The 12,163-nt window shown below is 66.8% G+C and carries 11 protein-coding genes; 2 read left to right on the forward strand and 9 right to left on the reverse strand.

Annotation, left to right across the window (positions count from 1 at the left end):
* Window positions 1-6: 6 nt before the first annotated feature.
* From ACQR1L_RS08435 to ACQR1L_RS08470, 8 genes are all read right to left on the reverse strand, one after another.
* A complete protein-coding gene (locus ACQR1L_RS08435; protein WP_434857491.1) occupies window positions 7-1,482 on the reverse strand; it encodes an HlyD family secretion protein in 1,476 nt (491 codons plus the stop codon).
* 200 nt (window positions 1,483-1,682) lie between these two features.
* Window positions 1,683-3,182: a tripartite tricarboxylate transporter permease gene (locus ACQR1L_RS08440; protein ID WP_434857492.1), complete on the reverse strand. Its 1,500-nt coding sequence runs from the start codon at window positions 3,180-3,182 to the stop codon at window positions 1,683-1,685.
* Complete coding sequence (locus ACQR1L_RS08445) at window positions 3,182-3,700, reverse strand: tripartite tricarboxylate transporter TctB family protein (RefSeq protein WP_434857493.1); 519 nt, start codon at window positions 3,698-3,700, stop codon at window positions 3,182-3,184. Before ACQR1L_RS08445 ends, ACQR1L_RS08440 begins: the two co-directional genes overlap by 1 nt.
* Window positions 3,697-4,620, reverse strand: a complete 924-nt coding sequence (locus ACQR1L_RS08450; RefSeq protein ID WP_434857805.1) for a Bug family tripartite tricarboxylate transporter substrate binding protein — start codon at window positions 4,618-4,620, stop codon at window positions 3,697-3,699. The genes ACQR1L_RS08445 and ACQR1L_RS08450 overlap by 4 nt, the downstream gene beginning before the upstream one ends.
* Window positions 4,621-4,846: 226 nt before the next feature.
* The gene (locus ACQR1L_RS08455; protein WP_434857494.1) at window positions 4,847-5,209 is read right to left on the reverse strand and encodes a hypothetical protein; all 363 of its coding nucleotides are present in this window, start codon (window positions 5,207-5,209) and stop codon (window positions 4,847-4,849) included.
* Between the two features lie 80 nt (window positions 5,210-5,289).
* Window positions 5,290-5,568 (reverse strand): DUF3551 domain-containing protein, encoded by a 279-nt coding sequence (locus ACQR1L_RS08460; protein ID WP_434857495.1) that lies wholly within the window; start codon window positions 5,566-5,568, stop codon window positions 5,290-5,292.
* Between the two features lie 103 nt (window positions 5,569-5,671).
* On the reverse strand, window positions 5,672-6,367 hold the full coding sequence (locus ACQR1L_RS08465) for an RlmE family RNA methyltransferase (RefSeq protein WP_434857496.1): 696 nt from the start codon (window positions 6,365-6,367) through the stop codon (window positions 5,672-5,674).
* A gap of 235 nt (window positions 6,368-6,602) precedes the next feature.
* Complete coding sequence (locus tag ACQR1L_RS08470; protein WP_434857497.1) at window positions 6,603-7,676, reverse strand: Ppx/GppA phosphatase family protein; 1,074 nt, start codon at window positions 7,674-7,676, stop codon at window positions 6,603-6,605.
* A 199-nt stretch (window positions 7,677-7,875) separates the two neighbouring features.
* Between ACQR1L_RS08470 and ACQR1L_RS08475 the strand changes: the two genes are divergently transcribed.
* Entirely contained in the window at window positions 7,876-10,251 is a 2,376-nt protein-coding gene (locus ACQR1L_RS08475; protein ID WP_434857498.1) for a xanthine dehydrogenase family protein molybdopterin-binding subunit, read from the forward strand.
* Window positions 10,252-10,742: 491 nt separating this feature from the next.
* Here ACQR1L_RS08475 and ACQR1L_RS08480 read toward each other — a convergent pair whose 3' ends face one another.
* Complete coding sequence (locus ACQR1L_RS08480) at window positions 10,743-11,543, reverse strand: hypothetical protein (protein ID WP_434857499.1); 801 nt, start codon at window positions 11,541-11,543, stop codon at window positions 10,743-10,745.
* Window positions 11,544-11,666: 123 nt separating this feature from the next.
* Between ACQR1L_RS08480 and ACQR1L_RS08485 the strand changes: the two genes are divergently transcribed.
* On the forward strand, window positions 11,667-12,161 hold the full coding sequence (locus tag ACQR1L_RS08485) for a YaiI/YqxD family protein (RefSeq protein WP_434857500.1): 495 nt from the start codon (window positions 11,667-11,669) through the stop codon (window positions 12,159-12,161).
* Window positions 12,162-12,163 lie beyond the last annotated feature (2 nt).

Genomic DNA, 12,163 nt, shown 5'->3' on the forward strand with positions numbered 1-12,163 from the left:
CGAGCCTCATTGCGCAGACCCCGCATGCGCCGCCGGAAGCCAGTGCTCGTCCAGCTCAGGCGGTTGAACCGGTTGCGACCGCAAGGCGGAGTCGAGCTTGGTGACGCCGGCCCGCCGTAGGGCTTCATCCGGCTCGGACGGATCAAGATCGGTAAGCGAGGCCACCAGGTGGCCGAGCCGCCGCCAGGTCACCGACATCGACGGTACGATGCCGTTGTCGCGGGTCACGGTCACCCACTGCCCGACCGTGCAGGCCGGCGTCGCGGCGGAAGCCGGCTGCGCTGCAGGCATGTCCTCGGCCGCATCCGGCGTGATCATCACATAGAGCTCGCGCCGCTCGGTCTGCGGAAACGGCACGGCGAAGCGCTCGTCGACCTTGTCGCTGGTCTTCGGCAGCACGGCACTGACGGTGCCGCTATGAAAGCCGCCGCCGTCGATCCGCACCTTGGTGCCCGGCTTCATCGCTTCACCCTGCCGATAGGAGAAGATCGCGACGACGAAGCGCTTGTCGCAATCGACGACGGAAGCGATCGTATCGCCCGCACTGACGTGGCGTCCAGTGTCGGCCCCGACCGCCAGCACCTTGCCGGGACCGGGCGACAATACGTCGGCGGACGCGAGCCTTGCCAGCCGCGCGCGCTCGGACTTGATCAGGCCTTCGAGGTCGCCGAGCACGGCGGATTGCTGCTTCTCCTCGATCTCCATGCGCCGGGCATCGAGATCGATGTCGCGGCGCTTCTGCGCAAGCATGTTGAGCGCGACCAGATCCTCGCCGACATAGATGCCGGCGTTCAGCGCCTTCAGCTGCGTCAGCTTCTGGTTCAGTTTCGCATTCTGCGCGTCGGTGTCGTGCAGCGCCGCCGCATATTGCTGCTCGGTCGGCTTGACCATGTCGAGGCTGGCGGCGTCGCGCGCGACCATGCGGTTCTGCCGGTCGACGATCGCCTTCTTCTCGCTGCTCTGCGCGTTGGACTGCGCCACGCGTGCGCGGAGTTCCTCGATCTGCGACTGCAACTGCGCCTTCAACTGCTCGGCCTGGCTCGCGATCTCCTGGTCGAGCGAGCCGACATAGCTGATGTCGGATTGATGTTTCGCACGGGTGGCGTCGAGCTTCTGGCGCGCGTCTCCCGCCTTCTCCTCCAGCGAGATCAGCGTGGTGCGGTCGAGCCGCGGATTGGTGATCTCGGCCAAGCGATCCCCGGCGTTCACCTCGCCGCCCTGCTTCGCGGTGAGCGTCTCGACCTGGCCCGCGATTGGCGAGGTCAGCAGCATGACGGGGGCGTTGACGACGGCCCGGTCGGACTGGTCGGCAACGATCGGCGGCACCACCGCCGTCAGCATCAGCGCCGACAGGATGCCGGCGACGCCGATGGCGGAGGCACGCAGGATCACAGGGTGCCGCGGCGGACGCGCCGGTGTCGTCGGCGCGGATCGAGGAGGTGCGGCGGCCGGCTTGAAACCGTCATCGAAGCGATCGGTCATCGGGTCTCTTTCGGTTTGGGGTGACACGCCCCGAAAGACGCCTCCTCCAGTTGATCCGAGGTTCCAAGCCTCGGTCTCGATGGTTGAAGCGCAAACCAGATCACGCGGACATCGTTTCAAGCCGGGTCCGATGTTCGTCCCTTCTCCCGGTCACGTTATGTTGCACTGCAATGGCGCGGTTCCTGCTGGCCGCGCCACACTCAATCCTCATTCGCCTTGAAGCGTCCGAGTCCCTTCAAGATGAACGGCGCGACGAGTGCGATCAGCGCGACAACTAACAACGTCGCGGAGATCGGAGATTGCAGCAGGGTCATGGGGTCGCCGAGGCTGATCGCCAGCGCGCGGCGCAACTGGCTCTCGGCGATCGGGCCTAAGATCAGGCCGACGACGACGGGCGCGATCGGAAAATCGAAGCGGCGCATCAGGAAACCGAGCACGCCGAAGCCCGCCAGCATCGACAACTCCACCACCGACGGCTTGGCCGCGATTGTGCCCATGGTCGCGAACACGAGAATGCCGGCGTACAGCCAGGGCGTCGGGATCTTCAGCAGCCGCACCCACAGGCCGACCAGCGGCAGGTTCAAAACCAGCAGCATCGTGTTGGCGATGAACAGGCTCGCGATCAGGCCCCAGACGAGATCGGGGCGTTCGGCGAACAGTAGCGGTCCCGGGTTGAGGCCATATTGCTGGAAGCCGGCGAGCATCATCGCCGCCGTCGCGGATGTCGGCAGGCCGAGCGTCAGCAATGGCACCAGCGTGCCGGCGGCGGAGGCGTTGTTCGCAGCCTCCGGACCGGCGACGCCCTCGATCGCGCCTTTGCCGAACTCATCAGGATATTTGGTCAAACGCCGCTCGGTCGAATAGGATAGGAAGGTCGGTATTTCAGCGCCGCCAGCCGGCAGCGCCCCGATCGGGAAGCCGAACGCCGTGCCGCGCAGCCACGGCTTCCAGGAGCGCTTCCAGTCCTCACGCGTCATCCACAGCGATCCTTTGACGGCCTCGATCTTCTCCTCGGTGTGATGCCGCCGCGAAGCGACGTAGAGCGCCTCGCCGACCGCGAACAGGCCGACCGCCAAGGTCGTCACCTCGACGCCATCCAGCAGCTCGGGCACGCCGAAGGCGAGCCGCGCCTGTCCCGTCAGCTTGTCGATGCCGACGAGGCCGAGCGTCAGGCCGATGAACAGGCTGGTCAGGCCGCGGATCGGTGAATCGCCAAAGGTCGCAGAGACCGTGATGAAGGCGACGCACATCAGCGCGAAGTAATCCTCGGGGCCGAAGCGCACGGCGATGTCGACGAGATAGGGCGACAGGAAAGCCAAGCCGATGGTGGCGATCGTGCCGGCGACGAAGGAGCCGATCGCCGAGGTCGCCAGCGCCGGGCCGCCGCGGCCCGCCTTGGCCATCTTGTTGCCCTCGAGCGCGGTCGCCATCGAGGCGCTCTCGCCGGGCGTGTTGATCAGGATCGCGGTGGTCGAGCCGCCATACATGCCGCCGTAATAGATGCCGGCGAACATGATCAGCGAGCCGCCGGGATCGAGCTTGTAGGTGACCGGCAACAGCAGCGCGACGGTGAGCGCCGGTCCGATGCCCGGCAGCACGCCGACGGCGGTGCCAAGGAAGACGCCGATCAGCGCATAGAGCAGGTTCATCGGCTGGGCGGCGATCGCCATCCCATGCGCGAGCGCGGCGAAGGTGTCCATCAGAGCAGTCTTTCCAGCGGACCGGCGGGGAGACTCAGGGTGAGCAGACGATCGAAAGCCATGTAGATCAAGGTCGTCAGCACGGCGCCGATGACGAGATCAGTGATAAAGGCGCGCCGGCCGAACGCCGCCGACGTCGTGACGAACAGCGCCGTCGTGGCGAGGATGAAGCCGCCGCCGAAACCGATGATGGCAATCAGCAGAGCGAGACCGAAGAGGATCAGCAGCACCGCGACCGAATCCGCGCTCTCGCGCGGCGGCAGGTTGCCCCTGATGGCGTCGATCAGATTGGCCAGCGCGAGAATGCCGAGCCCGATCGCGATCACGACCGGCATGACCTGCGGCCCCATGCCGTACATCGTCGTCGCCGGGATCTGGGAGGCGTCGTAGACCAGCACCAGCGCAACGGCGGCCAGCAAGGCCGCAATGACGATGCCGGCCTTGTCGATGCCAGACTTGTCGATGCCAGACTTGTCGACACCTCGCGAGGACGTCTCCGTGCCGGCGCTGTCCGTCATGACTTGACGAGGCCGACCGACTTCAACACGTCGGTGACGCGGACGTTCTCCTTCTTCAGGAAGTCAGCGAAGGCGTCACCCGCGAGATAGGCGTCGTCCCAGCCCTTCTGCTTCAGGATGTCCTTCCACGCATCCGACTTGACCATCTTCTCGACGGCCTCGCTCAGCGTCTTCTTCTGCTCCGGCGTGATACCGGGCGCCGCCACGACCGAGCGCCAATTGGCGAGCACGAGGTCGATGCCCTGCTCCTTGAAGGTCGGGATGTCGACGCCGGGAATGCGGTTCTCCGAGGACACGCCGATCGCACGCAGCTTGCCGCTCTTGATCTGCCCGTCATACTCGGACAGGCCGGAAATGCCGGCGGTGACCTTGCCGCCGAGGATCGCGGCGAGAGACTCGCCGCCGCCGGAGAACGGGATGTAGTTGACCTTCTTGGCATCGGCCCCGACGGTGCCGGCGAACAGCGCCGCCATCACATGATCGACGCCGCCGGCCGAGCCCCCGGCGAAGGTGACCTTGGCAATGTCGGCCTTCAGCGCCGCCGCGAGATCCTGCGCGGTCTTGATCGGCGAGTTCGCGGGCACGACGATGACCTGGATCTCCTCGGTCAGCCGCGCGATCGGCGTCACCTGCTCCAGGGTCACCGGCGACTTGTTCATGGCGAGCGCGCCGACCATGACGAAGCCGTTGACCATCAGCTGATTGCCGTCACCCTTGGCGCCGTTGACGAACTGCGCGATACCGACTGTGCCGCCCGCACCCGCCACATTGGTGACCTGCACGCTGCGCGCCACGCCGGACGCGACGAAGGCCTGCTGCATCGCGCGCGCGGTCTGGTCCCAGCCGCCGCCGGGCGCCGCGGGCGCCATCACCTTGAGTTCGAGTTGCTGGGCGGAGACCGGCGCACCGGCAAGGGTCATCAGCGCGACGGCGGCGCCGAACAGGCGCGTACGGAACGATGTCAAAGCAGTCCTCCGGGATGGGCCGAACCAGCGGCTCGCGTTTCTTCTCTTGCCTCTCATGCGCGGCATATCAGCGGGAAAAGCCGCCCCTGTCCAGACAGGATCGGTCGTCGCGCACGTCGGCGCCGGCTCATCCCGCTTGTGCGCCTGCAGCGAAGCGCACGTAGGGGCTGCCCTCGTGACGCTAGCCGCAGGTCCAGATCATGCCGATCGGCGTTCGCGTCCAGCACGGCCCGAAGCTGCCGCCATTGTATTGGCCGCGGTAGAAACCGGGACGGCCGAAATAGTGCCACTCGCCGTTGTACAGCATGTATTTAGGCGTGCCGTCGATGTACCAATGGCGGCGGCTGCCGCGCGGCGGCCCGTTGCGCATCGCCTCCTTGTCCGCATACAGCGGGAGGCTGTTGTTGGGCGGCTGCCTGTAGCCGGGCAGGAAGCCATAGCCCTGCCAGCGCTGCGCCTTGCGCTTGTGCGACGGTGCGGCAAACGCGATCGTGGGCACCAGCAGCAGGAGCGTCACGATCGCGAGGATGGAACGGTACGACATGGCGGCAGCCTGCTGGATGGTGTGTCTCGAACATTCGACGCGATCACGGCACGGCAATGGCCGTTGCGTCACCGAAGATTTCAATGATGACGCCGGTGCGCGCGACGCGGCGGACGCGGCGGCGGCGCGTAGAACGGATTGAGGTCGCACATTGCCGAGCGGCCGGAGGCCGTCGCGCGACATTGCGGCAACGACGTATAGCTGCAGTCGATCCACTCGCCGCCGCCGAACCGGCCGCCTTCATAGACCTTCATGCACACGGGATAGCGCGGATCGTACGCCTGGGCTTGTGCCGCGTCCGACACGGCGACCCCGACCATCAAACCCAGCGCGAGGACGCTCCAGTTCAGGACACGCATGCAGGATCTCCGGAATTCGGTCTCGCCGGCCCAAAGCCGATTCCCGAGACCAGACATTGCACCTGCTCTGTATCCCCAGGGCGTGGCCGTCGCAATGACGCCATTACAACAGGTCCGTCGGCTCTCCGCCGCGGAACCCCATCGCCAGCACGTAGCGCTCCGACGAATCCTGCCGGCTCGCGGCCGGCTTGACGTGACGCACGGTGGCGTAATCGCGCTTGAGCTGGGCCAGGAGTTCGGCGTCGGCGCCGCTCTGGAACGTCTTGGCGAGGAAGCTGCCGCCGGGCTTGAGCACCTCGCTGGCGAAATGCGCGGCGAGCTCGACGAGGCCGACGATGCGCAACTGGTCGGTCTTGCGATGTCCGGTGGTGTTGGCGGCCATGTCCGACATGACCACGTCGGCGCGCCCGCCGATCATCGCGCGCAGCTTCTCCGGGGCATCTTCCGCGTGAAAGTCGAGCTGAGTGAAGGTGACCCCAGGGATTTCACCCATCTCCAGCAGGTCGATCGCGACCACCTTGCCTTTGCCCGCCTCGGCACCGACCCGGCGCGCCGCGATCTGGCTCCAGCCGCCGGGCGCGGCACCGAGATCGACCACGGTCATGCCGGGCTTGAGCATGTGATATTTGTCGTCGATCTCGATCAGCTTGTAGGTCGCGCGCGAGCGATAGCCGTCGCGCTTGGCCTGGGCCACATAGGGATCGTTGAGCTGGCGCTCGAGCCAGAGTTTCGAGGACAGCTTGCGCTTGCCCCCGGTCTTGACCTGCACATGCATGCGGCCGGTGGTGTCTTTTGCCATGTGGGTCTCTGTGGTGGTCCTGCAACCCATCGTCGATGGATCGCTTTCTACTCAAACAACAACAGCCGTTGCGAGCGTCACCCTCCCCTGGAGGGGGAGGGTCGATCGGGAGCGAAGCGAGCGATCGGGGTGGGGTGAGCCACGGCGGGACCGCCCGTGGGGCTCACCCCACCCCGACTCCCATTCGCTGCGCTCATGGGAGTCGACCCTCCCCCTCCAGGGGAGGGTGAAGAACTCACGCCGTCCTGAGTGCACCGTCCTCGCGCATCATCTCGACCAGCATGCCCTCGCGTAGGCCGCGGTCGGCGACGCGCAGGCGCGGCAGCGGGAACGATTGCCGGATGGCATCCAGGATCGCGCAGCCGGCCAGCACGAGATCCGCGCGGTCGATGCTGATGCAGTTGTTCTCGGCGCGCTCCTGGTAGCTCATCGCCAGCAGCTTGCCGATCGTCGCCGTGATGTCGGCATCGTTGATCCAGATGCCGTCGACCCGGCGGCGATCGTAGCGCGCGAGATTGAGATGAATGCCCGCGAGCGTCGTCACCGTGCCGGAGGTGCCGAGCAGATGCATATCGGCAAGATCGCCGCCGTTCTCGGCCGCGAACGGTCCGACATGCTCGGCCACCGCCTCGACCATGGCGGCATAGATCTCCGGCGTCACGTCGCGGCCACCGAAGCGTTCGGCCAAGGTCACGACTCCGAGCGGGATCGACATCCAGGCCTTGATCCGCGGTTCCGCATTCCGGTCGGCCGGATCGCGCTCGATCCGCACCAGTTCGCTGGAGCCGCCGCCGATGTCGAACAGGATCGCGCCGCGCCCGCCGGGGTCGAGCAGCGGCGCGCAGCCCTTAACCGCCAGCGCCGCCTCGGTCTCTCGGTCGATGACCTCGAGCTCGATGCCGGTTTCCGCTGCCACCCGGCTGCGGAACCCCTCGGCGTTGGCCGCCGCGCGGCAGGCCTCGGTCGCGATCAGGCGCAGACGCCTGGCCTTCTTCGACTGGATCTTGTCCCGGCAGATGGAGAGCGCCGCGATGGCCCGGTCCATCGCCGCGTCGCTGATGCAGCCGGTGGTCGAGATGCCCTCGCCCAGCCGGACAATGCGCGAGAACGAGTCGACCACGCGAAAACTGTCGCCTGAGGGACAGGCGATCAGGAGCCGGCAATTGTTGGTTCCGAGATCCAGGGCCGCGTACACGCTGCTGCCGTTGCTGGCGCAGGCCGGTGTCGCGACGTCCAGACCCGGATGCAAGCCGGGCTCCAGGTTCCCGCGCGGCGTCGGACTCTCCCGCAGCCGCGTGTCATTGATCATTCAAATGTCTTTCCGCTGGCCGAGCCGGCCCAGATGGAAGTTCTCTTTGACGAGACATTATCAGTGGAGTGCGCCGGCGCAACAGCCCCTCCGTCAGGCGTGATGCACCATTCCTAATCAACCGTTGTCCGGCCGCGGGCGCTGCACTATCTGGGAACAGCCCGTTTTGCGCTCCATCCAGCTCTCCGGATCCCCTTCCATGCAAGATCACACCGCCCCCGCCTCCCTCGAAAACGCGATTGCGCTGCAGAAATTCGGCGTCGGGCAGCCGGTCCGGCGCAAGGAGGACGACACGCTGGTGCGCGGGCACGGCAAATATACCGACGATTTCAACCTGCCGGGACAGGCGCATGCCTGGATCGTCCGCTCCAGCCATGCCCATGGGATCATCAAGGGCATCGACACGGCAGCCGCCAAGGCGATGCCGGGCGTGCTGGGCGTGTGGACCGGCGCGGACCTCGCGGCGGCCGCCTATGGCCCGTTCACCTGCGGCCTGCCGCTGAAGGGCCGGGACGGCTCGCCGCTGCTGCAGACCAACCGGCCGGCGCTGGTCACCGACAAGGTGCGCTTCGTCGGCGACCCCATCGCCTTCGTGGTCGCGGAAACCGCCGCGCAGGCCCGCGACGCCGCCGAGGCGGTCGAGGTCGACATCGAGCCCCTGCCCGCGGTGACCAATGCGGAAGAGGCGACCAAGCCCGGCGCGCCGCAGCTCTACGACCACATCCCGAACAACGTCGCGCTCGATTACCATTATGGCGACACCGCCAAGATCGAGGAGGCGTTCGCCAAGGCGGCGCACGTCACCAAGCTCGACATCGTCAACACCCGCGTCGCCGTGGTGTCGATGGAGCCGCGCGTGGCGCTTGCCGCCTTCGACGGCAAGTCCGAGCGCTTCACCCTGCAGGTGCCGACCCAGGGCGTGTCCGGCAACAAGGCGACGCTGGCCAAGATCCTCAACGTCGCGCCGGAGAAGGTCCGCATCCTGACAACGAACGTCGGCGGCTCCTTCGGGATGAAGAACGTCTCCTATCCCGAGTACATTTGCATCTTGCACGCCGCGAGGGAGCTGAAACGTCCGGTGAAGTGGCGCGACGAGCGCACCACCGCCTTCCTGTCCGACAGCCAGGGCCGCGACCAGATCATCCATGGCGAGCTCGCCCTCGACGCCGACGGCAAGTTCCTCGCCGTGAGACTCTCCGGCTACGGCAATCTCGGCGCCTACATCATGGGCGTCGCGCCGCTGCCGCTGTCGCTCAACACCGGCAAGAACCTCGCCAGCGTCTACAAGACGCCGCTGCTCGGCGTCGACATCAAGACGGTGCTGACCAACGTCACCCTGATGGGCGCCTATCGCGGCGCCGGCCGGCCCGAGGCCAACTACTTCATGGAGCGGCTGATCGACACGGCCGCGCGCGAGATGGGCATCGACCGCCTCACCATCCGCAAGCGCAACTTCATCAAGCCGAGCCAGATGCCGTTCCCGGCGGCGTCGGGCGTGACCTACGATTCCGGCGATTTCGCCGCCGTGTTCGAGAAGGCGCTGGAAGTCTCGGATTATGCGGGCTTCGCCAAGCGCAAGCGCGAGAGCCGCAAGGCCGGCAAGCTGCGCGGGATCGCCGTCGGCTCGTATCTCGAGGTCACCGCGCCGCCGTCGGGCGAGCTCGGCAAGATCACCTTCGATGCCGATGGCGGCGTGACGCTCACCACCGGCACGCTCGATTACGGCCAGGGCCATGCGACGCCGTTCTCGCAGGTGTTGTCGGAGCAGTTGGGCGTGCCCTTCGAGAAGATCCGGCTGGAGCAGAGCGACTCCGATCTCGTCCGCTTCGGCAACGGCACCGGCGGCTCGCGCTCGATCACCGCGACGGGACAGGCCATCGTGGAGTCGTCGCAGCTCGTCATCGCCAAGGGCAAGCAGGCGGCCGCGCATCTGCTGGAGGCGTCAGAGGCCGACATCGAGTTCGCGGGCGGCCAATTCACCATCGCCGGCACCGACCGCAGCATCGACATCATGGAGCTGGCGCGGCGGATGCGCGAGGGCAAGATGCCCGACGGCGTGCCCGCCTCGCTCGACGTCGACCACAATTCGACGGCGACGGAGTCGACCTTCCCGAACGGCTGCCATGTCTGCGAGGTCGAGATCGAGCCGGACACCGGCGTGGCGCACATCGTCGGCTACACCGCGATCAACGACTTCGGCACGGTGATCAACCCGATGATCGTCGCCGGCCAGCTGCATGGCGGCGTCGCCCAGGGCATCGGCCAGGCGATGATGGAGCACCTGCGCTACGACGAGAGCGGCCAGCCGATCACGGGATCGCTGATGGACTACGCTTTGCCGCGAGCCTCCGACGTGCCGATGATGACGGTCGACAATCACCCGGTGCCGGCGAAGAGCAATCCGCTGGGCACCAAGGGCTGCGGCGAAGCCGGCTGCGCGGGGTCGATGGCATCAGTCATCAACGCAGTGATCGACGCGCTGTCGGACTACGGCGTGAAGCATTTGGACATGCCGCTGACGGCCGAAAAGATCTGGCGCGCGATCCAGGACGGCAAGGCGAAAACGGCGGCGTGAGCAAGGTTGCCGCTTCGATGGCGGCCTATACGGCCGCCATCGATCAACGTCCGACTAAGTTCGAGGCCCACTCTCTCCTCCGTCACGGCCGGGCTTGACCCGGCCATCCGCGAGCCGAGGGCGACGCACGACATGGATGCCCGGGCCTTCGCCGCGCAGGCTTGATAAACCCGGGCATCACGACTGATTGCCGGAAGACGGCGTCATTGCGAGCGTAGCGAAGCAATCCAGAGTCCCGCCCACCACCCTGGATTGCTTCGCTACGCTCGCAATGACGGAGTATGAGGCAAGCAGCCCGCCTCGACCTCTGCTGTCATCGTCTGCGAAAGCGGACGATCCAGTACGCCGAGACAGTCGTGATTGAACCGAGAGGCCGCGGCGTACTGGATGCCCCGCCGGAGCCTGTCCTCGGGCTCGCCGAAGGCGAGACCCGTGGGCGGCGGGCATGACAGTTGTGGTTGGAGAAGCCGCCTGCCCATTCTCTCCATCCGCTACGCCGCCGCCTCCGCCCGCGGCTGATAGATCGCGACATGGTGGCAATGCGCCAGCGGCCGCGTGCCGTTCGCGACCACCAGCGCGTCGATCTCGACGAAGCGGTGGCCCTTCTTCTCGTAGTTGGCAACCACCCTTCCCCGCGCCGTGATCTCGTCAGTTTCGGCGATCACCGACAACAGCTGCATCCGGCTGCCGACGTGAATCCACGGGCCGAGCACGACATTGTCGACCAGCAGCCGGTTCATCACCCGCTGCAGCATGCCGGGATGGCCGAGCCGCTCGCTGGCATAGATCGGATCGCGCTCGCGGATTTCGTCGAGATACATCGTGGCCGCCGGTCCCGGCCAGGCGCGCGGCGCTGTTCCCAGCCAGCTGCCGACCGCGAAGGACTCCGCACTGACGGGAGGCCGCACGGCCGCTGGCGGAACGTCGCGATACTCAGCCAAGACGACCTGCGGCGCTGACGCGGGCAGCGACGCGGAACCGGTGGCGCAGAGCTGGCCCTGGCTCGTCACCTCGAGCGCGAGGCCATCGGCCACCCCGCTCGCCGTGACTTCGGCCATCTCGCCATCATAGACCGGCTTGACGAACCGCGCCTCGATCAGCCCCCGTTCCAGGAATTCCCGCCCCCAGCGCGCAACCGGCTGGTGCAGCATATAGGCCAGCACCTCGACACCCGGCACGAGACCGCCGGCGAAGCCGAAGCGGCGGGCCACGCTGTCGTCGTGCATCTTGTTTTCGGACTGCTTGGCCGTGTTGAACGCCTCGACCGCGTATGGCGCGATTTCGCCGGACATGCTTGCCTCCCTTTGACCCTTTTGGGCGATGGTAACGGCCCGAAAGCCCCTGGCAAGCTCAGCCTTTGGCTCGCAATTCCCGGCGCGATGGAGTACCAACCGGCCATCCCGAATGAAGGCCCGATGACGCTCCAAACCGCCCCGATCACCATCTATGTCGATGCCGACGCCTGCCCGGTGAAGGACGAGATCTACCGCGTCGCGATCCGGCACGGCCTGCCGGTGATCGTCGTCGCCGGCGGCTTCATCCGCGTGCCCGACGATCCCCTGATCACGCGCATCGCCGCCGGCAGCGGCATGGATGCCGCCGACGACTGGATCGCCGAGCGCACCGGTGCCGACGACATCGTCATCACAGCGGACATTCCGCTGGCGAGCCGCTGCGTCAAGGCGGGCAGCGCCGTGATCGCGCCGAACGGCAAGCCGTTCACCGAGGAATCGATCGGCATGACGCTCGCCGTGCGCAATCTGATGACCGATCTGCGCTCGTCCGGCGAGGTCACCGGCGGCCCGCGCTCGTTCACGCCGCGCGACCGCTCGACCTTCCTCTCCACCCTCGACACCACGATCCGCCGCGTGCAGCGCCAACGCGCCGCGCGGGTCCAGCAACAGAGCTAGCA

Origin of the sequence: Bradyrhizobium sp. HKCCYLR20261, assembly GCF_051168435.1 — a bacterium.
Taxonomy (GTDB): domain Bacteria; phylum Pseudomonadota; class Alphaproteobacteria; order Rhizobiales; family Xanthobacteraceae; genus Bradyrhizobium.